Genomic DNA, 22234 nt, shown 5'->3' on the forward strand with positions numbered 1-22234 from the left:
GCGCGCAGCCAAGCGTGCAATGCCTCAACCAAGGGACAGGACAACCGGTGCCTGGCCTCGAGCCGGAACGTGGCATCCCCGCAAGCAGATGGCCAAAGCCCTGCCGCCCCCAATGAAGGAGTATCCGACGATTGACGAAGCCGAGGACATGATCTCTTCGATGCCCGGAGTGACCCGGCTCCAACGCCGCAACAAGGCAATCGTGGCTTGTGCCTTCCTGACCGGGTTGCGGGCCGCCGCGTTGCTTTCCATGAAGCTGAAGCATCTGGACACCGAAGCCAGGATGGCTGTTCAGGACGGCCGGGAAATGCACGCCAAGAACGGCAAGAGCTTCACGGTTCGCTGGTTTCCCATGCCCGAGAGCTTTGCGCATTGCGTGGTCGCCTGGAAGGAAGAGATTTCGGCGCTTGGCTTCGGTCCTGACGATGCGCTCTTTCCTGCCGGGAAGTATCTGACGGCGCCGCTAGGGGACCATGAGAACATCCCCATCCTGCTGACGACCGATCCGATAACGCGCGCCTTCCAGCAGGCCTGTTCGGGAACGGGAAACCACTATACGCCGCACGCCGCTCGTCACTGCCTCAAAGCGCTTGGAGATCGCATATGCACAACCTCCAAAGCGCTGAAGGCCTGGTCGCTGAACCTTGGCCATGACAGCCTGGTCACCACCGAAACCTACTATGGGAAAATGACCGAGACAGACCGAATGCGGATCCTCGGCGATCTCACAGCGCAACAAGGCAGCTCCGACGACGAAAAGGATCTGATGCTGCGGTACTGTCTGCACGAATTGGCGCCCGGCACGCCCGAATTCAAACGCGCCAAGGCCCTGATCCGCAGACGAGAGGAAGAGATGGAGTCGGCGGCTGTTGTCGAGTGAACGCCTGTGGCGAGAAACGCGCGAAAGTTGGCGATGCCCGGAGGGGCGGCATTTCATGGCGGTGTTCAGACGCCGTCATTTCGCTGCCGAGAAAGAGATATGCCAAGATCATGGCGCTGCGGCCCTTTTTCGGCATGACCTGCGGGCGCGAGAACATGAAACGGTAGATGAAATCCCGGCCCTAAGCTGCCGTCTGACACCCATTGCTTATTCTGCGGCGCAGCCGGTCACTGCTGACTTTCGCCGCGCACCCAAACATCTCGGGAGGCAGAACGCACCTTGTGCGGGACAAAGTTCGCGATGATCTCGGGCAATCGGATGTCTATCTGTCCGGAAAGCCGCTTCCCAGCCAAAACGTGTCGGATCAACGCCCCGAACGGTTCTTGCTATTTCGCACCCTCCCGTTCTGTGACGGCCTTCAATGCCGGACGATTGGCGCAGCGCTTTACCCAGGCCTGGATGGAGAGGTCTTTCGGCATCGCGTCCGGGAGCCAATGGAAGGGACTCGAGAGAAGCAGGTCGACCGCCGAGTACTCATCTCCGAGAAGGTAGGGCTGGCCGTCCAGCGCTTCGGACAGGCGGGCGATTGCGGCTTGCAGGTCGCAGAACGTCGCGTGCAGCACGGGATGATCGATCTTCGCCCAGTCAAGGACCAGCACCGGCTCCATCACGCCCTGATAATAGAACAGCCAGCTCAGGTATGCGCCGCGCTGCGGGTGCCCGACAGGTCGACCGAGCCCCGCTTCAGGGAACTTGTCCGTCAGATAGGCGACGATGGCACCGCGCTCGCGCACATGGTCCTCGCCGTCGGTCAGATAGGGCACCTTGCCTTCGGGATGCGGATTGCGCGGGTCCGGCCCGCCACTGCCATCCTGTCGGGCGACCGTGACGTCAATCACGTCGATGCGGTCGGCGATGCCCATCTCCTCGATCAGGACAAGGATGGAGGTCGAGCGGGAGTTTGGTGCGTGGTAGAGTGTCGGCATGGGGGGCTCCTGAAACTGTGTGATGCCTTGCTTTAGCCGCAGGGTGCTGACAGAATCCGTCAGCATGGCTCGGACTGACCGCCTCATGCGCCTGATTGACTCGCTGCGCCGCCTGCCGGCACCGACCACGGCCGCGCGGTTGGCGGCGGAGACGGGCGTCTCGCGGCGCCAGCTTTACCGCGACATTGCCACGCTGCGCGCAGGCGGTGCCCTGATCGATGGCGAGGCCGGGGTGGGCTACCGGCTGACCGAGGACCCTGCCTTGCCACCGCAGAGTTTCTCCCGGCTGGAGATCGAGGCGCTGGTCCTCGCCGTCGGAGAATTGCACCAGACGGGCGATGCGGACCTGGAGGAGGCCGGCCAGTCGGCTCTTTCCCGGATCATCGCCACGCTGCCCGACGGGCAGGCGCGGCAAGCCATGCACACTGTCTTGCGCAGCTTCCGTCCGCCGCCTGCGCGCGTTGAAATGAAAGTGGACATGTCGCTTCTGCGTCGCGCCTGCTGGGAGGAACTGGCGCTCGATGTCTCATATCGCGACCTCAAGGGCCGGCTCACCGAGCGCGAGGTCTGGCCACTGGGCATTAGCTATTCGGACGGAACGCTGATGGTGCTGGTCTGGTGCTGCCTGCGGCAGGACTGGCGCGTCTTCCACGCCTCGGGGATCGAACAGGCCCGTCTCAATGGGCACAGCTTCAGACCGCGGCGTGTGTCTTTGCTGCGCGATTATGCGGCGCGCCGCGCGCAGGGCGTCAGCTAAAGCGTAGGTTCAACCGACCCGAACAGGGGGCCGCCGTTGGCGCCATGCAGCGACGCCCTGTTGACGTTATTCATGCCCTCAACCGCCGGCGACGCCCGCCACGTTCACGTAGAGCGCGTAGATGGATTGGGAGGCGGCCATGAACAGGCGGCTGTTGGCGCGTCCGCCAAAGCAGAGGTTCGCGCAGCGCTCCGGCAAGGCGATGCGGCCGATTGGCTTTCCATCCGGCGCGAAGACCATGACCCCGTCCAGATCGGGATCTCCCATGCCCCAGCCACACCACAGGTTGCCGTCGATATCGCAGCGCATTCCATCGGGTGTGCCGCCAGCGGCGTCGATCAACACCCGTCTGTTGGACAATGAGCGGCCATCCTTGCCGACATCGAAGGCCAGGATCTTGTGATGGGGCACGCCACGGGATTCTATGATGTAGAGAATGCTTTCGTCTGGCGAGAAGCACAGGCCATTCGGTCCGCCGATCCCTTCGGCCACGACGCATGCCGCACCGGTCTCCGGATCGAGGCAGTAGACGCTTTCCCCACGCTCCGACCCGGATCTGTGGCCCTCGTAGTTTCCCAGGATCCCGAAGAGCGGGTCCGAGAACCAGACAGTCCCATCGGATTTTACGATGAGGTCGTTCGGCGAGTTCAGCCGCTTGCCCTCGAAACTGTCCATCAACGTGGTGATTGTCCCGTCATACTCGGTCCGGGTGATGCGTCGTCCTCCATGTTCACAGGACAGAAGGCGACCCAGCCGATCACGCGTATGGCCGTTTTCGAAATTCGATGGAGCCCTGAATTCACTGACCTGCCCGGTTTCTTCGCACCATCGCAGGACCCTGTTGTTGGGAATATCGCTCCACAGGAGGTGACGGGCATCGCCGAACCAGACGGGCCCTTCTGCCCAACGCATCCCGGTCGCCAATCTTTCGACAGCGGCCAAACGCAAGCGGTACTTGTCGAATGCCGGATCCAACGATTGCACGGCCGGATCGGGATAGCGCGTCGCCGGCTCCCACCCGTTTAGGAACAGTTTTTCTTCACTCATCCGGATGGCTCCTGGAACTGGTATTCATGTATCCCCGGCGATGGTCTCAGCTTGGCGACAAGACGTGGATCACACGGTCCGCCACCATGTCCTTCGTGCTCTCGGCATAGGCCTTCATGTGCGCAGACGCCCCATGCGCTGCGAGGGCTTCAAGGCTGGCCCATTTTTCGACAACGACAAAGGTGTCGACACCTGCAGGGGTCTGGATCGGTCCCGCGCCATCAGCATCGATCGTCGCCTCATAGGCAATGCAGCCATCTTCGGCCAACACGGCCGGGACATTGGCGTTAAATTTTTCCAACACCGCCTCGCGTTGACCGAGCTTTGTGGTGATGATGGCCAGGACATGAACGGTGGACATTGCCGATATTCCTTCAGTGGATCCGATATTTGCCCGAACGGTATCGCCTCGAACTTTCGAAAACAACGTTTGGTCAACCTGCCCGATCCAGGGAGCGGACCTTCCGTACTCTCATTGCCCTGCACGCATGTTGAGATTTGACTGCGTCACCTCGTTGAGAAACGCTCCCCCACACAGGAACCGCACTTCGTTCCCCGGGATCAGATTACTGGCCGGCCTTCCCGGTCCGGCTCGCGCGGGGACGTGTGTGGGGTCACGATGATATTTGGTATTCATTCTTCGCCAGTGCGGGCAGTCAGCGGGCAGTGATCCCATGGCAAACACCTGCAGCCCGACCCCGTCGATCCGGCCAAGGAGCGGATCAGCGCCGGTTCGTCAACAGCATTCGCCGCCCCACCATGATCCTGCTTCTGCGAGCCGGGGTGATTGCTCCCTTCGGCGGAACCGGCATGATCGGCCCAGAGCGGGCATTGGCTGTGCCAAATGATGCTGCGGCGCAGCATCCCTGAAGCGGACGTTGCCGCCATTCACCTCTCTGCGGGGAGCATCCGCTTCCTGCGCATTGCGCACTTTGCCCCTAATAGCGCGGTGACGCGTTCGATAGATGTACGAGAGCAACGGTAGAGCCTGCGCCATCGGAACATCAACGGTGCTCGAACCTATGACAATTCAAGAATGGGACTGAACAAGCTGACCAGAATTACACTGTAGATTGCCGACGAGATTAGGGGCGCAAGTATACTCCTTGCCTTCCACTGCCTCCCTGTTTGCACAACGTTTCTCTTCATTCCCCACTCGCTCGGAAACATATAGAGAACCCAGAGAACCAGGAATCCGGGTGCGCAGAAGACCTTCCAGAAAAGCTGCGCCATCGCGTTCGACCTACCAGAAACTATGCCCTCGACCGCAACATGATGACAAAGCATCGTTCAAGGCGATCCCTCTATCCGACTGAAACAATCGGATGACCGTACAGTCGGCTTTTCCGCCGCTGGAGTAGCACGCAGCATGCAGGAAAAAGGGCTCGGTAGCCGACCTCGGATGCAGCGCAGCATCAACCCGCCACACAGCAATTCGCCCGACACGAACGGTCCTGATCCGTCTTTCGCTGGGGCAGATGGCGCTGCGGTTCAGCTTCACCAGACCTGCCATTCGTGCATCACGCAGCATTTCCGTCCGTCGAAGATCCGCAGGGCGGACCAAAGCGACCTTCGACCCGCCTTCACTAACATCAACAAACTGCGTACTGCCGTCGTTGGACCGCCTGAGTGACTTCGCTGGTACAGCATTGGTAATCAAGAACGTCCGACCGAACAGCGGACATTGAAGCAAGGCGATTGGAAAGGCAGTGCGGCGTCCTGGTCGTTGCCGACGGAAAAAGTCGAAACTTGATCCTCCCGATCAACGACCTGGTGTTGGAGGCTTGGTTCAGCGAAGGGGAAACCAATGAAGTTCACTACAGGCGTGTTTGGCGCGCTGATCGCCGCGTCGGCGGCTGCGGCTGCGGCCGCGGCCGCGGCTCAGGATAGCCCAATCATTCACGACGGGGAGTTCAATTTCCTGAGTGCCCAGTTTGGCGATGAATGGGCCGCGCAGGACATTCGGATCGATTAACGTCTGGCAGAGTTGCGGGACGCCAACAACGGGAAGCCTCCGAATATCCTCTATGTACTGATCGATGATGTCAGCTTCGGTCTGATGGGCAACAGGGCGATGAACTACGTGGCCGGTTTCGACACGCCGAACATCAATGATTTCGCGTCCGAAAGCCTCGCATTGATGCGCATGTATACGGAACCTTCCTGCACGCCGACCCGCACCGCGTTCCTGACAGGAAGCCACCCGGTCCGGGCTGGGCAGGAAGAAGTAAAGGTCGCCCTGGTGGGCGACGGCCTGGCCGGTGAAGCGGTTACAATAGCCGAAGTGCTCAAGCTGTCGGGATACAACACGGCCCACGTCGGCAAGTGGCATCAGGGGGATATCGAGGAATCCTTTCCCCACAATCAAGGCTTCGATGTCGCGTTTTTCCCGGTGCACCAGCAGGTGCAACTGAGCCTGATGACCCCGGAGGCTGCGCAGGCGGGCAATCTGAACGGCTGGCATCCCTCGACCCAGTCCAGTGAGTTCGCGATCGACCAGCGGTTCAAACCCTATGGCCTTGTTACCGGGCTTGAGGCAAAGGCGGGGGAGCAAGCGCGTGAAGTGGGACTTGAGGCCGGCGAGGAATGGACGCAAGACCACTACGAGCGGATGAACGAGACCTACCAGCGTCAGGCGCTGGAACAGCTGGAGCGTCTCGCAGGCGAAGAGGAGCCCTTCTTCCTACAGTACTGGCCGCTCTATCCGCTCAATTTCACCTACAGTGATCAACAGAGATCCCGCAACGGCGGCTTCATGGCCGACAAGATGGAACTGTTGGATGAGTGGGTCGGCGATCTCATGTCGAAGGTCGACGAGCTTGGGATCTCCGAGAACACGCTTGTCGTGGTCATGGCCGACAACGGCATTTTCAAGCAGTACTCACCCAATTCAGGGATGATCGAGCTGATCTACCGGGGCGGCAAGGCCGAACACCTGGAAGGCGGCGTGCGTGTGGATGCCTTCGTGCGGTGGCCGCAAGCCATCGAAGGTGGCAGCTATGCAGGCGATATCGTCCACGTCTCCGACCTCTACACCACATTGGCCCGCATCGCCGGTGGCACCGAGTACATCCCGCGCGACCGGGTGATCGACGGTGTGGACCAGACGGCATTGTTGCTGGAAGGCGAAGGGAACTCGCGCCGCGACTATGTCTACATTTACGAAGGGCCGGTCCTGCGCTCGATCGTGAAGCAGGAGTTCAAAATGCACATGCCCGCACCGGGTGTGCCCGGGGCCGCGGCGCCGGTCTTCAACATCCTGCGCGATCCTCGAGAGACCTATTCCGACATCGGCCAGTCACTTTGGTCCGGGGCCTCCTTCCAGGACATGGCCAAGCGCCATGCGAAGATGATTGCGAAATATCCGCATCGCCCGATTGGCAAGGACGAACCCTACGGCGGCATCGAGAACCTCCGCCCCGAGAGCGAGTTGGCGCGCAAGACTTTTGCCAGCTGGCAGGACGAGTAGACGCGGCCAATGGCGGGTGAGTACTAATCGGCTGGTGCTGTGACACCTAGTGTTTGGGCCGAGGGTCGCCAACGTGGTGAACCTCGGCTCAGAGCACGAAGGGGCCTGCCGGGACAACCAAGGTGAACGACTGGCCAATCTTTTTTGGGCGACCATTTTGTGAGCCGCCACGAGTGTCGGGTTTGTGTCAATTCCGTCGGTTGCGGGATGGGGGGGCGTCAGCATGCGGCACCCGCAGCAAATGGCGGCTAATCGGCAAACTCCCAGTTCGCGCCGACCGCAGCATCAGTCCAATCGGGGCTCGAACCAGACCTCGAATGCGGTGCGGTATCATGTGATATGCTGCCATGGTCAACGTCGGGTTGTCGTTGTGGAAGGGCGTGGCGGATCGGAGCATCCGTCATGGAAACACCAAACTTACCGGCCATTCGCGCGTTTCGCCAGGCTTGGAACAAGGGCCGCATCGTCGGCCAGAAGCGACCGCTCAAACCCAAACACGTCTGGGCGATCCGCGTTCGGCTTGAACTGGCCAAGACCCACCGCGACCTGGCGCTCTTCAACCTCGCCATCGACAGCAAGCTACGCGGTTGCGATCTGGTGACGATGAAGGTGGTCGACGTCATGGCGTCAGGCCAGATCAAGGAGCGCGCGTCGGTCTTGCAAAGCAAGACGCAGAAACCCGTGTGTTTCGAAATCTCTGAAGGCACCCGTGCTTCGCTCGCAAGGTGGATGCGGGAGCCGCTAATGGTTGGATCCGAGCACCTCTGGCCTGGGCGTTTTCACGAACGTCTACACATTTCGACCCGCCAGTATGCGCGAGTTGTCCGTGAATGGGTGAAATCCATTGGCATGGAGGCGAGCGCCTACGGTACGCATTCGATGCGGCGCACGAAGGAGACGCAAATCTACAAGAAGACGGGCAACCTGCGGGCAGTCCAACTGCTGTTGGCGCATGGCGCGTGCGGCGACCACCGTGTGCTGGCCGCGCGAGACATGTGCCAGAGCGTTGCGCATCCAATGAACACGGCACCGCTGCCAGGTTGCCTCGAAGACCCGTTCGATGGCCGCCCTGAGGCCGCTGTGGGCATCGGAGATTGCCAACTTGGTGCCGTCGAGCCCACGCGCCTTGAGACCGCGCAGGAAGTCCATCCAGAAGGTCTCGGCTTCCGAAGGACCAAGCCCCAGGCCAATGATCTCGCGTCGCCCATCGGTGTTGGCGGCAACGGCGATTGTTGCGGCGACGCTGACGATCCGCCCGCCCTGCCGCACCTTCAGGTAGGTCGCGTCCAACCAGACATAGGGCCATTCGCCAACCAGGGGCCGGTTCAGGAACGCGTTCACGCGTTCATCATTCGCCATTGTCTCTCGGACCAATGGCGTTCCAATGGCTCATTCCTTGCACAGCTTGGACACGGTGCTCTTCGAGATGCCCGACAGCCCCATCGCCTGCGCCAACTCATCGACGCGGCGGGTCAAGACACCGCCGATCCACGCTTCCTGGATCACGGCCACGAGCGCCTTCTCCGAGGTCTTGCGTGGTTCCAGAAAGCCCGGGAAGTAGCTGCCCTGCCGCAACTTCGGAACCTTGAGATTGAGCGTGCCCAAACGGGTATCGAGAGCGCGCTCCCGAAACCCGTTTCGCCACGTCGTGCGTTGATCGGCCCGCTCGTGCTTGCCCGCACCGATCAGCCCATCGACATCGGCCTCCATGATCAACTGCAGAACGGCCTCGGCGACGGAGCGCAGGAAGTCGCCTCCGTCTTGCCTTGCGAGAAGCTCGGAAAGGTCCATGTTGGCCTTGGTCATCGGGGTCTCCGTGTGGTTCGTGGTTGAAGCGTCGAAACTCCACCTCGACCATACACCTCGATGGCCACCCAGGATTACACCGGCACCGCCGATGAAATTACACCACGTGCTCGGACACTAACCAAGCCGAACGGACGGCGGCTATCCCATAAGTCAGATCACTGGCCACGACATCCTGGTTCCGCTGAAGTGGATGGAGGCGAAATCCGGACCGATCCGCCCTCAGGATGCGTTCGGTCGTTTCCAAAATCAGCTTTGAGTCAGGGATCTATGATTTTCGATTGGATCACCGAGGCACATGTACCTCTATCTGCCTGACGCGGGCCCTGTCAGGAAAGACGGCCCGACGGCATTGTATGACGACGCCCCCAGTTGTCCGAGCGCACGTTCGAGTTCCAGTTTGAGAATGTCCATGGCACGGGCTGCGCCCTCGGCGGCGCCTGCGCCCACGCCGTATGCCAGGGCCCGACCGGCAAACGCGAAGTCAGCTCCAAGCGCTTTGGCCCGCAGCAGGTCGGCGCCGCGACGTATGCCGCTGTCCAGCAGGATCTTCACCCTGTCGCCCACCGCCTCGGCAATCGGTGGCAAGGCTTCGATCGTTGGCGGTCCGAAGGCAACCTGACGCCCGCCATGGTTTGAAACCACAACAGCATCACAGCCGATCTCGGCACATCTGATGGCGTCGTCGGCGTGCAGGATGCCTTTCACCACCAGGGTGCCTTTCCAGCGGTCGCGCAGCTGCTTCAGAAGATCCCAGGTCAGGCTGGGGGTGATCAGGGTCTTTTGCACGTCAGCATAGGACGTGGCATTCTGGAGCAGATCGGCATAGTTGGCGATACCAGGCTTTCCATGCCGAAGGCTGTTGAATGTCCAGGTGGGATTGGCGATCAGTTGCACCAGGACGTCGGGTGTAAGCCGGAATGGGACACTCAACTGGTTGCGGATGTCGCGGTCGCGCTTGCCTGCGGCGGGCACGTCGGCAGTCACCATCATCACCGGATATCCTGCGGAATCCGCGCGCGCGATCAGCCCTTCGGTCACCGCCGCGTCGCTTGAGACATAGAGCTGGAACCAGCCGTTGCCGTCGGCGGCCTCGGCCAGACGTTCCAGAGTGGTTGAGGCGGCGGAACTGGCGACGTAGGGAACATTCTCGCGCTTGCAAAGCCGGGCCAGCGTGAGGTCGGCGTCGGGCCAGAAGGCGTTGAGCATCCCGATGGGGGCCAATCCGAACGGCTGGTCGAACGTCTGGCCGAAGATCGTGACGCGCGTGTCGATCCTTGAGACATCGACCATGTAACGGGGTGTCAGTTCCACCTCTTCGAAGGCCTGGCCATTGCGCCGGAGGTTGCGTTCGGATTCCGCGCCGCCATCCACAAGATCGAAGGCAAAGCGGGGGATCCGGCGCTTGGCCATTGCCCGCAGGTCGTCGATCGAAGCGGCGCGATCAAGCCGCGTCACGTCGACCACCCGCCATCGATGGCAAAAGCCTGCCCGGTCGTGAAGGCGGACAGGTCGCCCGCAAGATAGCAGACCATCGCGGCGATTTCCTCGGGTGTGCCCAGCCGCCCCATGGGCTGTCGCGCCCTGAAATCGGCAAGCGCCTTGTCGAAGTCTCCGGTGGCCGCGAGCCGCTCCCGCAGCGACGGGCTTTCGACCGTGCCGGGACAGATTGCGTTGCAGCGGATGCCATCCTTGACGAAATCGGCGGCTATGGCCTTGGTCATACCAATGATCGCCGCCTTTGACGCTCCGTATGCGAACCGTCGCGGCGCGCCTTTCAGGCTGGAGACGATGGAGGCGATATTGATGATCGATCCGGATTTCTGCGTCAGCATGGCGGGCAGAACCGCCTTGGTCAGCCGGAACATGGCCTTTGCGTTCAGATCGAAGGACCGGTCCCAAGCCGTGTCATCGCAATCGAGGATCGACCCGTCATGCACCCAGCCTGCGCAATTCACCAGGATGTCTATCGAAGGCGCGTTCCTGATCAAGGCGGCCACTGCCGTTGCGTCCAGCACATCAAGCCTGTGCGCCGAAATCCTTTCAGAACCGGAGGCAACAACTTCAACTGCCTCTCCCTGGATATCCGTGGCAATGACATTGGCGCCCAAACGTGCCAAAGCCTCGGCCGAGGCGCGTCCAATCCCGTTGCCGGCGGCGGTGACGAGGGCGGTCTTTCCGTGAAGTGCAGGGTCCATGATGTCCTCTCAGCGGGCAAGCCAGCCGCCGTCCACGGTCACCACGCTGCCATGACAATAAGCGGCAGCATCGGACGCGAGGAAAACAGCGGAGGCGGCAATCTCGTGCGGTTCGGCGAAACGACCCGCGGGGATGCGGTCCAGCAGCGCGCGTGTCCGATCAGGATCGTCCCGCAGCGCCTGCGTGTTGTCGGTCGCGGTATAGCCGGGCGCGATGGCGTTGACATTCACGCCGAGCCCGGCCCATTCGTTGCAAAGCGCGCGCGTCAAGCCGAGCACCGCGTGCTTGCTGGCAGCATAGGCGGGCACCTTCAGCCCACCCTGCGTGCCCAGCACCGAGGACACGATCACGATCCTGCCCGATCCCTGCGCCACCATCTGCCGCCCCGCAGCCTGGCTCAGCAGCCAGACGGAATCGAGATTGACGGACAGAACCTGTCGCCAATCGGCCAGCGGCATGTCCAGCGACTCCTCGCGGTGGATGATGCCGGCGTTGTTGACGAGGATATCCAGCCCGCCAAGCGCATTCGACGCAAAGCGGATGACGTCTGCCGCGCCGGTCTCGTCCATACCGACAAAGTCAGCCTGAACAGCAGCGGCCTCGCGCCCCCTCTCCCGGATCGCGCCCAGTGTGCCCTCCGGCTGGTGGCTGCGATAGGTCAGCGCCACATCGGCACCGGCTTCGGCGAGGGCAAGGGCGATGCCCTCGCCGATGCCTGTCGCGCCGCCGGTGACCAGCGCCTTGCGGCCTGTCAGATCGAACGGACTTGCCATCGTCAGTACCGATTTGCGATGGGCAGATCCTCGGCCGGGAAGAGCGAGATCACTTCGCAGCCGGTCTCGGTTACAACCACCTCTTCCTCGATCCGCGCCGCGGAATAGCCATCCGCCGCGGGGCAATAGGTCTCCAGCGCGAAGACCATGCCGGTCTGGATCTCCATCGGATGTTCCATGCTGACGGCGCGGCTGATGATGGGCCGTTCGTGCAGGGCCAGCCCAAGTCCGTGACCGAATTGCAGACCGAAGGCCGCATCCTCGTTCGGGAACCCGAAGTCCTCAGCCTTGGGCCAGACGGCGGCGACCTTGTCGGTGCTGACGCCGGGCTTGATCATGGCGATCGAGGCATCGATCCACTCGCGCGCCTTCACATAGGCATCGTTTTGGGCCGGCGTGGCCCTGCCGACGTTGAAGGTTCTGTAATAGCATGTCCGATAGCCCTGATAGCTTTGCAGGATGTCGAAGAACGCCTGATCACCGGGCCGGATCAGCCGGTCTGTGAAGTTGTGGGGATGCGGGTTGCAGCGTTCGCCGGAGATGGCGTTGATCGCCTCGACATCGTCGCTGCCCATTTCGTAGAGCATCTTGTTGGACAGGGCGACGATATCGCTTTCGCGTACGCCCGGTTTCAGTTCTTCGTAGATCATGTGGTAGACACCATCGACCATGGCGGCGGCTTGCGTCAGCAACTGGATTTCGTCCCAGTTCTTGATCTCGCGCGCTGCCAGCATGATCTGCTGGCCGTCGATGACGTGCAGGCCTTCTTCCTGCAACGCGTGGAACATCGCGGTTTCGGCATAGTCAACGCCCACCGGCATGTCGCCCATCCCGGCATCGCGGATCAGGCCGGCGATCTGCTTGGCGTATTTCTTCATCAGCCCGAATTCAGGCGGGATGGTGCCGCGCATGCCCACAACACCGGCAAGGCAATGGTCGGGCTCCAGCCAGTCGGAATAGCGCTGGTGGTGGATCGCGGCGCTGCCGAAGTCCCAGACATAGGGGCTGTCATCGCCGGTCAGAAGACAGAACCGGCACATCTTGTCCCGTTCCCATTCCCCGATCTTGGTCGCCGAGACATAGCGGATGTTGTTCACGTCAAACAGCAACAGCGTGCCCGCCGGCGAGGCCTGAAGCGCCTGCCGCGTGCGCGCCAGACGATAGCGGCGCAGACGGTCGTGATCGATGCGGCGTTCGAAATCCACCGAGGTATGGCCCCAGGCCGGAAGGCGATCACGCCATTCCCAATTGGGTTCCAGATCTTTCGGCGTCAACAGGTTGGGCAAAAGTGCGCGGGACATAGGATGCTCCTTCGGGCACCACACAGGCACCCGTTCATGGGTTGGAAAAACTTGGCAGGCGGTGGGTTACTGGATGCACCAGCCACCATCGACGTGGATCATCTGGCCGGTCATGTAGTCGCTGTCGCTACTGGCCAGAAAAGACGCCGTTCCGACGATATCCTTTGGATACGATACGCGTTTGATCTGAAGCGCGTCGCGGACGATGTCGTCATAGGCCTGGCCTTCCCGCTCCTTGAAGCCGATATCGACCAGATCCTTGTCGAGTTGTTCCCACAGCGGCGTCACCACGACGCCGGGGGCGTAGCCATTGACGGTGATGTTGTGCTCGGAAAGGCCGATCGCACCACAATGGGTCAGCGCAAGGCAGCCGTATTTCGACGTGCAATAGACGGTCACGTCCACCAGCGGCTTGCGAGACGCAATGGACCCCACGTTGATCAACTTGTAGGGGTGGTCTTCCATCGGGCCCTGGGCGATCATCTGTCGGGCGGTTTCCTGCATGCCAAGCCACATCGCCTTGGTGTTGACGTTCATGATCATGTCCCAATTGTCTTCATCGATATCCATGAAGAACCGGGGTTTGTTCAGGCCCGCATTGAAGAGCCCGACATTGATCGATCCGAAGGCCTCGACCGTGGCGGCCACGGCGCTCGCGTTGTCTTCGCGCTTTGTCACATCCATCCGGACGGCGACCGCCTTGCCATTGCCTGCGGCGTTGATCGCTTCGGCGACTTTCCTTGCCTCGTCCAGATCAAGATCCCCAAGGCACACATTCGCACCCTGCGCGGCGAAGGCCTCGGCATTGGCTGCACCCATGCCGCGACCGGCACCTGTGATCAGAATATTTTTACCCTTCAGGCGATTGGGATCCATTGTCTTTCCTCCTCAGTGTCACGGTGTTCGGTTGGGTGAAATCAGCGCGTCGGCCCTCTCCTGCGCCTTGCGCAAGGCTTCGCGAGGGGTTGTGATCCCGCGCAGCATGTCGTGGAATTCTTCGCCGCAGATCTCGATGATGCCGCAGATCTCGGGCACGGGCGGGCGCGGCCAGAACTGCAACTCGTCGCGCCAGGACATGGTATCCACGGCCTCGAAGATCGAAGACGCGCGGCGAACGTCCGGGTCTGAAGCGACGGAATAGCGTGGGTTGGTCCGGCTGCCGTTCTGCACGTAGAGCTTCTGTGCTTCAGGCGAAGTGAAAACGGTCAGGGCCTCGACCGCAGCGGGCACCCGCTCCGGAGCAAGGTTGGCCGGAATGCCCATGACATATCCGCCAACCGGTGCCACCGGACTGGCTCCGGGTCCGGCCGGGTGCGGCAGATAGCCGGTTTGCCCGAACGCTGGCGAGTTTTCGTCGAGTTCGAAATACGGGGCCAGCAGGGTATAGCCAAAAGCCATTGCGACCTTGCCGGAGGCGTAGGGACGAATGCGTTCGTACCACGACATCGAAAGAATACCGGGGGGCGAGTAGTCCAGAAGCTCCATCAGGAACTCGGCGGCCTGCAAACCCGCCTCGGTATCAATTGTCGCCCGGTAGTCGCCATCGGCAAGTTGGCTCGTGTCGAAGCCCCCGGCGATTTTGGGTAGGTTCAGGATCGGCTGGCCAAAATCGGCGATCGTCATCAATACCGAGTGGCCCAGAGCGGTTCCGCGCGCAGCATTCCAGGCGATGCCATAGCGCCCGCGCCGCGGCCGGTGCAGCGCGCGTGCGGCAAGCAGCAAGGCGTCGGTCGTTGCGGGAGGCTCCAACCCGGCTTCGGCAAACAGGTCGCGGCGATAGAACAGAAGTTCGGGCGTCGTTTGCGCCGGGACTCCATAGGCGCGGTCACCCCAATGGGCCGCCTTCCAGCCCGCGGTATGGAAATCGGCGGGGTCGAGCCGTGCCAGGTCCATGACCTGGTCGAGAGGTGTCAGAACACCTTTTTCGGCAAACTCTCCGATCCAGGGCAGGTCCACCGCGATAATGTCATACCGGCTGGCATCGCGTTGGGCGTTTCGCAATGCTTCTCCGCGCAGGCGATCGATGGAAAAGGCGCGTTGGCTGATTTCCGTGCCGATGACCTGCTCGAATTGTCGCTTGAGATTGTCCATCACCATGAACGTCGGATCGCCATGGACCAGAACCCGAATGCCTCCCGGGACCTTCAGGGGTTCCTTGCGCACGTGCAGCGGCGGGATGGGTTGCGCATCGGCGTAACTGCCGCCGAAATAGTAATCGCGCGCGCCCTGCCCTTTGATCCCTCCACCAAAGCGGCTTTCGGCCAGGCGGCGCAGCCGGCTGGAAAGCTGCATCCATTGCGACAACAGCTTTTCGCTGGGATGCAAGGAAAAGCTCTTGCCGGTTTTGGTCCGGGGGCGCATTTCGATCAGGCCATCGTCCACCATATCCTGCATGCGCCGGTGTGCGGTGGCGTAGGGCACGCGGCTTGCGCTGATCAAGGAGGTCGGCGTGATCGTTCTTGCTTCGAAATGTCCCTGCAACAGATGCAGTGCCATGCGCAGATGAGCGTTGGGCGCGAGGATGTCCAAGGCATCTTCAAGTTCATCGCTGAACTCGTTCAGAAAAGACAGAACCGCAAGCATTTCGGTCTGCACCTGAGGTGAAACCGGGATACCTTGGTTATGTCTGGTCATGGCGTTCATGCTGCCTTCATGGCCCTCCGCTGTATGACGCATCCGCCGAGCTTCAGATTTATCGGATATGGATGAAGTTGGTTCTTTCACGAATTGCCCTCCCTTAATGGCCAAACAGACGGTCCAGACATACCGCAAGGCTATCCGAAACGGATAATTTTGTATCTGAAATGGATATATTCGGTGCAGGCAGAAGGGGGCAGGATCGTCATAGTGCAGGGAGATCCCTCGGTGCGCCGCGGGATGTTTGGCGCCCAGGACGGGCGTCAGGGAGAACAAGAAGCACCGTTACCATTCGGGAGGAGACCCAAATGAAACTTCGCCATATCCTTGCAGCATCCACCGCCGTTGTGGCTCTGACGGGAACCGCATCGGCCGAAACCATGAAAATCGGCATCACGCAGAACAACGTCGGCGTGGACAGCTACCAGACGACCTATGAAAAGGCGTTCATTGCGGCAGCCGAGGCCAATCCCGATGTTGATGCCGTCGTTCTGGATGCGGGCGGAGACGTGGCCCGCCAGATCGCACAAATGGAAGATCTGATCCAGCAGGGCGTCGATGCCATCATCATCTGGCCAACGAACGGCGAGGCCGTGATCCCCGCGGTCCGCAAGGCTTTCCAGGCAGGCATCCCGGTGGTCGTGACCAACTCGAACATCGCGGAAGCCGGCTTTGATTTCGTCAAGTCCTTCTCGGGCCCCGACAACATCACGCAGGGCGCGCGGGCGGCGGAAATCATGTGCGACAAGTTCAAGGACATGGGCATCGAGAACGAGGCGCAGGTCGTCCACATCACCGGCCAACCGGGCTACACGACCGCCATCGAACGCGCCAAGGGGTTTGAAGATCGCCTTCCCGAAGTGTGCCCCGAGGTAACAGTGGTCGATACGCAACCGGGCGACTGGAACCGCGAAAAGTCGCAGCAGGTCATGGAAGCATTCCTCGTCAAGTATGACGATATCGACGGCGTCTATGCGGGCGACGACAACATGGGCGTTGGCGCATTGAACGCGGCCAAGGCTGCGGGCCGCGACGGGATCATCTTCGTGGGTGCCACCAACTTTTCCGTTGGCTACGAAGCCATGGCTGCCGGCGACTATTGGGGGTCGATCTACCAGTCGCCGGTCGACGATGCTGAAGCGGCGCTGAAGACGGCGATCGACATCCTGAGCGGCGAGGACGTGCCGTTCCTGAACTACTTCGACACGCCGAAGATCACCCAGGACAACATGGGCGATTTCACCAAGCCGGTCTTCTAGGACCGCGCCTTGTGCGGAGTGCGGCAGGACCGCACTTCGCAGACCCTTTTCACAAGATCATTCGGGGGACCCGGTATGGGACGTGTTTCTGACCGCGTCTGCATCGTGACAGGCGCAGCGCAAGGGATTGGACGTGCCATTGGCGAGGCGCTTCTGGAGGAAGGTGCCAAGGTGTGTTTCGCCGATATCAACGGTGACAAGATTGCCGAGGTGGCCGATGGCAACCGCAGTCGGCATGACGGGCGCGTGACCTCGGTTGCCGTCGATGTGACGCAGCGCGAACAGGTCCGGACCATGATCGCCCACACCGTCGAAGCCTTCGGCCGCCTTGACGTGAAGTTCAACAATGCCGGTGTGAACAAGCCGATGAACTTCATGGATGTTACCGAGGACAACTGGAATTTCATCATGGGCGTCAACGGGCTGGGTTGCATGATCGGCATGCAGGAGGCCGCGCGCCAGATGATTGCGCAGGGCACAGGCGGCAAGATCATCAACACGGCCTCTATCGCCAGCCGCCAGGGGTTTGACAATGTCGCGCCCTATTGCGCGTCGAAATTCGCCGTGGTCGCGCTGACCCAGTCCGCTGCGCGCGACCTGGCCAAACATGATATCACCGTAACCGGCTTTGCGCCCGGCGTGGTCGCCACCGAGATGTGGGAACAGGTCGACCAGGACCTGATGAAGATCGGTGCGGCCGAACGACCGGGACAGGCGATGGAAGAGTTCTCGGCTGAAATCCTGAAGGGCCGCGTGGCGACACCCCAGGACATCACGGGAACAACAACTTTCCTGGCCTCATGTGACAGCGATTACATGACGGGTCAGATCGTCATGATCGATGGGGGCATGACCCTGGTTTGAGAGACCTTTTCGAAGACAACACAGACCGCCAGCGACCATAGGGAGGGATCATGGCTACAGTGACCAAACAGCAGATCGGAAGCGTTCTGGCCAAGCAGGGGATCCTGATTGCCTTTGCCGTCTTCATGATCGCCTTTACCCTTGCCAATCCCAAGTTCCTGTCGGTCGACAACGTCTTCAGCGTGGTGCGGTCATCGGCCATTCTGGGGGTCATGGCGCTTGGCGTGACATTCGTGGTCATCAGCGGCAATCTGGACCTGTCCGTTGGCTCGATGATGTCCTTTTCCACAATCGTGGTCCTGGACCTTCACGACAAGATCGGCCCCACCCTGGCCATACCGGCGATGTTCGCCATGACCCTGTGTCTCGGGGCGTTCATCGGCTTTCTGGTGGGCTATCTGCGTCTCAATTCCCTGATCGTGACCTTGGGCATGTTGTCCGCGATTCACGGGCTGACACTGACCTATTCCGGTGGTCAGAACATGGATATCGCCGACAAGGACGGGACGTGGTTCAGCATCTTCGGTCAGGGCACGGCTCTTGGGATTCCGGTGCCGATCCTGATATTCGCGGCCCTCGCCGCGCTGCTTGGCATCGTGCTGACAAAGACAGCCTTCGGGCGCAAGGTCTATGCGGTTGGCGGCAACGGCACGGCGGCCACCTTCTCGGGCATCCGGCGGGCGCGGACGGTGTTCTCGTGCTACCTGATTTCCGCAACTTGCGTGGCGACGGCGGGCCTCATCCAGGCCAGCCGCTCGCTCGGGTCGCAGAACACCGTTGGCCAGGGGCTGGAGCTCGAGGTGCTCGCCGCCGTTATCCTGGGTGGCGCCTCGCTTCTGGGCGGTTCCGGCACGATCTTCAAGACCGTCATCGGCGTGCTGATCCTTGGGTTCATACAGAACGGCCTGCTGCTGCTGGGGCTGCAGTTCTATGTCCAGTTCGTCGTGACCTGGGTCATCATCATCCTTGCTGTCTGGCTCGATATTGCAGCCAAGCGCGGCAAGCTTTGGTCGCCAATCGCGTAAACGGGAGTGAAAACCATGCAACCAGGTGCACTGTCCAAAGCGCTGAAAAACGGCGCAATCTGGGGATTTATCGCGCTCGAGCTGATCTTCTTCAGCGTCGCGGGTGAATACCTTTCGCTCTCTGACAAGGCCTTCATGGACTACGACAACATGCTGCTGTTGCTCAAACAGTCGGCGCCCATCGGGATCATCGCGATGGGCATGACCATCGTCATGGTGAACGGCAACATCGACCTGTCCGTCGGTGCGACCTTTGCCATTGCCGCCATTGTCCTGCTGGACAGCATGACGTGGCCGATCTTTGCGGGCCTTGGTGACTGGGTGATCCCGGTGGCCTGGCTGCTGGCGCTGGCGGTGGGCACCTTGCTTGGCGCGCTGAACGGGCTGATCGTGTGGAAGACCGGGGTGGATGCCTTCATCGTCACGCTGGGATCGATGCTTGGGTTCCGGGGCATTGTCTTCATGTTCAACGGCGAAAACCCGACAAGCCACCTGAACTGGACACTGGTCGATTTCGCCGAGGCGGAGTTTCTGGGACTGGCCACGGCCTCGTGGTTCCTGCTGGCGGTCACCCTGGTGATCTGGTTCGTGATGGCCAAGACTGTGCATGGCCGCAACGCCTATGCCATCGGAGACAATCGAGAGGCGGCGGTCAATGCGGGCATCCGGGTCGGCCCGCACATGATGATCAACTTCGCGATCATCGGCTTTCTGGCAGCCCTTTCGGCGGTGGTGTTCTATTCGGAAAGCGGCTCGGTAAATCCGAACGATGGCCAGCTCTACGAGCTTTGGGTCATTACAGCCGTCGTTCTGGGCGGCACCAAGATCACCGGTGGCGCGGGCAGTGTCATCGGTACTTTCGGCGGCGTTATCGCGATCCAGCTGTTGCGCAAGGGTCTGGGCCATATCGGCGCGGATACGTCGACCGTGAATCTTGTCATCGGTCTTATCCTGATCGCCGTCCTGTTCCTGGATCGACAGCTGAACGTCAAAGGCAAAGAGGAGTTGAAGGTATGACCGACACGAAACCCATTCTGCACCTCGACAATATCGTCAAGACCTTTCCCGGGGTGCGGGCGCTCGACGGTGTTTCCTTCTCTGTCATGCCCGGCGAAGTGCATGCGCTGATGGGCGAAAACGGCGCCGGGAAATCCACCCTGATGAAGGTGCTTGGCGGGATCCACCAACCCGATGGCGGCAGCATCTTCATGGGGACGGACAAGGTCACCATGTCCGGCCCGCTTGAGGCAAAGGCCATGGGCATCGTGTTCATCCACCAGGAACTGAGTCTCGCCGAAGAGCTGAGCGTGGCGGAAAACATCTATCTGGGGGAGCTGCCGCGCAAAAGCCTTGGTCGGGTCAATTGGGCCCGGTTGAGCGAACAAACCAACGCGATCCTGAAGAAGCTGAATGTCGGCTTTGATGCCAAGACCCGTGTCGGGGATCTGTCGATCGCGAACCAACAGATGGTGGAAATCGCGCGTGCGCTGACTGTCGACGCCAAGGCGGTGATTTTCGACGAACCCACCGCCTCCCTGACGGACGCAGAAAAGGTCGTGCTCTTCGACGTGATTGCCGACCTCAAGGCGGAAGGCGTCGGGATCATCTACATTTCCCACCGGATGGAAGAGATCTTCAAGATAACCGACCGGATCTCGATCCTGCGGGACGGCCAGTACCAGGGTACGGTCGCCACCGCCGAGACGGATGAGGAAGCCGTCACCCAGATGATGATTGGCCGCAAGCTCGATCTCAGCCGCAACGCCTCGCATCACGACCTGGGCGATGTCGCGCTTGAAGTCCGCGGCCTGAGTTGCGGCAAGCTTTACCAGGATGTGAGTTTCGAGGTCCGCCGCGGAGAAGTCGTTGGGTTTTACGGGCTTGTCGGCGCAGGCCGGACCGAAATCGCGGAAACGCTGTTCGGTCTGCGCGACCCCTCCTCCGGCCAGGTCCTTCTGGATGGAGAGGAGGTTCGCATTCATTCCCCAGCCGATGCCATCGCGCGGGGCATCAGCCTCGTTCCCGAGGATCGCAAGGGCCAGGGTCTGGTTCTGGGCATGAATTGCCGGGACAACATGACTTTGCCGCAAATTGATGATCTGAAGGCCGGCCCGTTCGTGGCCGAAGGGGCCGAGATCGCGATCTTCGACCTGTACCGCGAGCGGCTGGACATTCGAACGCCCAGCTGGAAGCAGCAGGCAGGCAACCTGTCCGGAGGCAACCAGCAGAAGATCGTCATCGGCAAGTGGCTGTCCATGCATCCTTCCGTGCTGATCGTGGATGAACCCACACGCGGCATCGACGTCGGCAGCAAGTCGGAAATCCACAAACTGCTGCGCGAACTCGCGGCGCAGGGCTACGCGGTGATGGTGATCAGCTCGGAGATGCCCGAGGTGCTCCATGTCTCCGACCGGATCGTTGCCATGTATTCGGGCCGGATCATGCGCACTTTCACATCCGATGAAGTCAGCGAAGACAACCTCATTCAGGCCATTTCCGGGATCAAGTCTGGTCAGGCCGCGTGACGCGTCGCGGCCTTTCAGCTCTTCGACGGATGGGTCAGCCGAATACAAACAAACCAATCACCTGAAATTGGCAACTGTATCTCTCAGACGGCTGTCGGCGCCCAATCCGGACGCCTGTGAATCCCGGAGACAAACTGGACCACGGGATCGGTCGGATGATCGTAGGCGTCCGGGCTCGCTGCTCTGCCGCGCTTAGAGGGTGATCTGTGAAACGGCGTGCAAAAATTGACCCTGTTATTGGGGTGATCGGCGTCCAAAAGTGACAGCCTGGTGGTTGTGATCAGATGCTTCCTCAAAAGCATGAGGGAGCAGTAAGGGTATGTTGATCGTGGAAACTGTTGCGAGGATCAGGCGTGCGTATTTCATCGACGGCAAGCCGATCATGCAGATTTGCCGAGAACTTCGCGCGTCGCGGACTACGGTTCGCAAGGTCATCCAGTCGCGCGCCACCGCGTTCAGCTATGACCGCACGAAGCGACCCCGTCCGAAGATCGATCCCTGGCGTTCCGAACTGGACGCGATGCTGGCCGAGAATGTCCGTCGGCCGACGCGTGACAGAGTGTCCGATCATTTGTGTACCCGACCGCTGGTCCATGCTGAGAAGAAAAGACAGCGTGGACCAGGGGAAATGAACCGCACCGGGTTTGCCGGAGGCTGATTTGTCTTAGTTACGCGGCCATGTCTGATCTTTGCAGTGCAGCGTAGA

The 22234-nt window shown here is 60.9% G+C and carries 18 protein-coding genes and 3 pseudogenes; 11 read left to right on the forward strand and 10 right to left on the reverse strand.

Features of this window, described 5'->3' with window-relative positions; all coding sequences use genetic code 11:
* The first annotated feature begins 88 nt into the window (after positions 1–88).
* Positions 89–880: a tyrosine-type recombinase/integrase gene (locus tag AB0T83_RS18385; protein ID WP_366194685.1), complete on the forward strand. Its 792-nt coding sequence runs from the start codon at positions 89–91 to the stop codon at positions 878–880.
* Positions 881–1266: 386 nt separating this feature from the next.
* Here the strand turns inward: AB0T83_RS18385 and AB0T83_RS18390 are convergent, their stop codons facing one another.
* Positions 1267–1866: a glutathione S-transferase family protein gene (locus AB0T83_RS18390; RefSeq protein WP_366194686.1), complete on the reverse strand. Its 600-nt coding sequence runs from the start codon at positions 1864–1866 to the stop codon at positions 1267–1269.
* Between the two features lie 64 nt (positions 1867–1930).
* Here AB0T83_RS18390 and AB0T83_RS18395 point away from each other — a divergent pair, with 64 nt between their 5' ends.
* Positions 1931–2623 carry a helix-turn-helix transcriptional regulator gene (locus AB0T83_RS18395; protein ID WP_366194687.1) on the forward strand — a complete coding sequence of 231 codons (693 nt, stop codon included), beginning with the start codon at positions 1931–1933 and terminating at the stop codon, positions 2621–2623.
* A 78-nt stretch (positions 2624–2701) separates the two neighbouring features.
* Here the strand turns inward: AB0T83_RS18395 and AB0T83_RS18400 are convergent, their stop codons facing one another.
* Together AB0T83_RS18400 and AB0T83_RS18405 are read right to left on the reverse strand one after the other, a co-directional pair.
* On the reverse strand, positions 2702–3670 hold the full coding sequence (locus AB0T83_RS18400) for an SMP-30/gluconolactonase/LRE family protein (protein WP_366194688.1): 969 nt from the start codon (positions 3668–3670) through the stop codon (positions 2702–2704).
* A gap of 46 nt (positions 3671–3716) precedes the next feature.
* On the reverse strand, positions 3717–4031 hold the full coding sequence (locus AB0T83_RS18405) for a putative quinol monooxygenase (RefSeq protein ID WP_366194689.1): 315 nt from the start codon (positions 4029–4031) through the stop codon (positions 3717–3719).
* A 1446-nt stretch (positions 4032–5477) separates the two neighbouring features.
* Between AB0T83_RS18405 and AB0T83_RS18410 the strand changes: the two genes are divergently transcribed.
* The 3 genes and pseudogenes from AB0T83_RS18410 to AB0T83_RS18420 form a co-directional block, all read left to right on the forward strand.
* Positions 5478–5645: a hypothetical protein gene (locus AB0T83_RS18410; RefSeq protein ID WP_366194690.1), complete on the forward strand. Its 168-nt coding sequence runs from the start codon at positions 5478–5480 to the stop codon at positions 5643–5645.
* Positions 5646–5657: 12 nt separating this feature from the next.
* Positions 5658–7139, forward strand: a complete 1482-nt coding sequence (locus AB0T83_RS18415) for a sulfatase-like hydrolase/transferase (protein WP_366194691.1) — start codon at positions 5658–5660, stop codon at positions 7137–7139.
* A gap of 402 nt (positions 7140–7541) precedes the next feature.
* Positions 7542–8093 (forward strand): annotated as a pseudogene (locus AB0T83_RS18420) (tyrosine-type recombinase/integrase); the annotation flags it as partial.
* A 6-nt stretch (positions 8094–8099) separates the two neighbouring features.
* On the opposite strand, the pseudogene AB0T83_RS18425 reads toward AB0T83_RS18420, so the two are convergent.
* From AB0T83_RS18425 to AB0T83_RS18455, 7 genes and pseudogenes are all read right to left on the reverse strand, one after another.
* A pseudogene (locus AB0T83_RS18425) lies at positions 8100–8945 on the reverse strand (IS256 family transposase); the annotation flags it as partial.
* A 306-nt stretch (positions 8946–9251) separates the two neighbouring features.
* Complete coding sequence (locus tag AB0T83_RS18430; protein ID WP_366194692.1) at positions 9252–10403, reverse strand: alpha-hydroxy acid oxidase; 1152 nt, start codon at positions 10401–10403, stop codon at positions 9252–9254.
* Positions 10400–11143, reverse strand: a complete 744-nt coding sequence (locus AB0T83_RS18435; protein WP_366194693.1) for an SDR family oxidoreductase — start codon at positions 11141–11143, stop codon at positions 10400–10402. The genes AB0T83_RS18430 and AB0T83_RS18435 overlap by 4 nt, the downstream gene beginning before the upstream one ends.
* 9 nt (positions 11144–11152) lie before the next feature.
* Entirely contained in the window at positions 11153–11917 is a 765-nt protein-coding gene (locus AB0T83_RS18440) for an SDR family oxidoreductase (protein WP_366194694.1), read from the reverse strand.
* A gap of 2 nt (positions 11918–11919) precedes the next feature.
* Positions 11920–13218, reverse strand: a complete 1299-nt coding sequence (locus tag AB0T83_RS18445; RefSeq protein ID WP_366194695.1) for a M24 family metallopeptidase — start codon at positions 13216–13218, stop codon at positions 11920–11922.
* 66 nt (positions 13219–13284) lie between these two features.
* Positions 13285–14094: an SDR family NAD(P)-dependent oxidoreductase gene (locus AB0T83_RS18450; protein WP_366194696.1), complete on the reverse strand. Its 810-nt coding sequence runs from the start codon at positions 14092–14094 to the stop codon at positions 13285–13287.
* A gap of 18 nt (positions 14095–14112) precedes the next feature.
* Positions 14113–15861, reverse strand: a complete 1749-nt coding sequence (locus tag AB0T83_RS18455; protein ID WP_435891192.1) for an ABC transporter substrate-binding protein — start codon at positions 15859–15861, stop codon at positions 14113–14115.
* A 302-nt stretch (positions 15862–16163) separates the two neighbouring features.
* Between AB0T83_RS18455 and AB0T83_RS18460 the strand changes: the two genes are divergently transcribed.
* From AB0T83_RS18460 to AB0T83_RS18485, 6 genes and pseudogenes are all read left to right on the forward strand, one after another.
* Positions 16164–17114, forward strand: coding sequence for a sugar ABC transporter substrate-binding protein (locus tag AB0T83_RS18460; RefSeq protein WP_366194697.1), 951 nt, complete (start codon positions 16164–16166; stop codon positions 17112–17114).
* 75 nt (positions 17115–17189) lie between these two features.
* Complete coding sequence (locus tag AB0T83_RS18465) at positions 17190–17978, forward strand: SDR family NAD(P)-dependent oxidoreductase (RefSeq protein ID WP_366194698.1); 789 nt, start codon at positions 17190–17192, stop codon at positions 17976–17978.
* Positions 17979–18028: 50 nt separating this feature from the next.
* Positions 18029–19003, forward strand: coding sequence for an ABC transporter permease (locus AB0T83_RS18470; protein ID WP_366194699.1), 975 nt, complete (start codon positions 18029–18031; stop codon positions 19001–19003).
* Between the two features lie 15 nt (positions 19004–19018).
* Complete coding sequence (locus AB0T83_RS18475; RefSeq protein ID WP_366194700.1) at positions 19019–20020, forward strand: ABC transporter permease; 1002 nt, start codon at positions 19019–19021, stop codon at positions 20018–20020.
* Complete coding sequence (locus tag AB0T83_RS18480) at positions 20017–21528, forward strand: sugar ABC transporter ATP-binding protein (RefSeq protein WP_366194701.1); 1512 nt, start codon at positions 20017–20019, stop codon at positions 21526–21528. Before AB0T83_RS18475 ends, AB0T83_RS18480 begins: the two co-directional genes overlap by 4 nt.
* A 319-nt stretch (positions 21529–21847) precedes the next feature.
* Positions 21848–22093, forward strand: a pseudogene (locus tag AB0T83_RS18485) (IS21 family transposase); the annotation flags it as partial.
* Positions 22094–22234 lie beyond the last annotated feature (141 nt).

The sequence above is a fragment of the Meridianimarinicoccus marinus genome (genome assembly GCF_040689105.1).
GTDB classification, from domain to species: domain Bacteria; phylum Pseudomonadota; class Alphaproteobacteria; order Rhodobacterales; family Rhodobacteraceae; genus Meridianimarinicoccus; species Meridianimarinicoccus marinus.

What these genes read in the sequence shown, in the direction of transcription:
- AB0T83_RS18385 (WP_366194685.1), top strand. Translation starts at nt 89, where the DNA reads ATGGCCAAAGCCCTGCCGCCCCCAATGAAGGAGTATCCGACGATTGAC.
- AB0T83_RS18390 (WP_366194686.1), bottom strand. Translation starts at nt 1,866, where the DNA reads ATGCCGACACTCTACCACGCACCAAACTCCCGCTCGACCTCCATCCTT.
- AB0T83_RS18395 (WP_366194687.1), top strand. Translation starts at nt 1,931, where the DNA reads ATGGCTCGGACTGACCGCCTCATGCGCCTGATTGACTCGCTGCGCCGC.
- AB0T83_RS18400 (WP_366194688.1), bottom strand. Translation starts at nt 3,670, where the DNA reads ATGAGTGAAGAAAAACTGTTCCTAAACGGGTGGGAGCCGGCGACGCGC.
- AB0T83_RS18405 (WP_366194689.1), bottom strand. Translation starts at nt 4,031, where the DNA reads ATGTCCACCGTTCATGTCCTGGCCATCATCACCACAAAGCTCGGTCAA.
- AB0T83_RS18410 (WP_366194690.1), top strand. Translation starts at nt 5,478, where the DNA reads ATGAAGTTCACTACAGGCGTGTTTGGCGCGCTGATCGCCGCGTCGGCG.
- AB0T83_RS18435 (WP_366194693.1), bottom strand. Translation starts at nt 11,143, where the DNA reads ATGGACCCTGCACTTCACGGAAAGACCGCCCTCGTCACCGCCGCCGGC.
- AB0T83_RS18440 (WP_366194694.1), bottom strand. Translation starts at nt 11,917, where the DNA reads ATGGCAAGTCCGTTCGATCTGACAGGCCGCAAGGCGCTGGTCACCGGC.
- AB0T83_RS18445 (WP_366194695.1), bottom strand. Translation starts at nt 13,218, where the DNA reads ATGTCCCGCGCACTTTTGCCCAACCTGTTGACGCCGAAAGATCTGGAA.
- AB0T83_RS18450 (WP_366194696.1), bottom strand. Translation starts at nt 14,094, where the DNA reads ATGGATCCCAATCGCCTGAAGGGTAAAAATATTCTGATCACAGGTGCC.
- AB0T83_RS18455 (WP_435891192.1), bottom strand. Translation starts at nt 15,861, where the DNA reads ATGAACGCCATGACCAGACATAACCAAGGTATCCCGGTTTCACCTCAG.
- AB0T83_RS18460 (WP_366194697.1), top strand. Translation starts at nt 16,164, where the DNA reads ATGAAACTTCGCCATATCCTTGCAGCATCCACCGCCGTTGTGGCTCTG.
- AB0T83_RS18465 (WP_366194698.1), top strand. Translation starts at nt 17,190, where the DNA reads ATGGGACGTGTTTCTGACCGCGTCTGCATCGTGACAGGCGCAGCGCAA.
- AB0T83_RS18470 (WP_366194699.1), top strand. Translation starts at nt 18,029, where the DNA reads ATGGCTACAGTGACCAAACAGCAGATCGGAAGCGTTCTGGCCAAGCAG.
- AB0T83_RS18475 (WP_366194700.1), top strand. Translation starts at nt 19,019, where the DNA reads ATGCAACCAGGTGCACTGTCCAAAGCGCTGAAAAACGGCGCAATCTGG.
- AB0T83_RS18480 (WP_366194701.1), top strand. Translation starts at nt 20,017, where the DNA reads ATGACCGACACGAAACCCATTCTGCACCTCGACAATATCGTCAAGACC.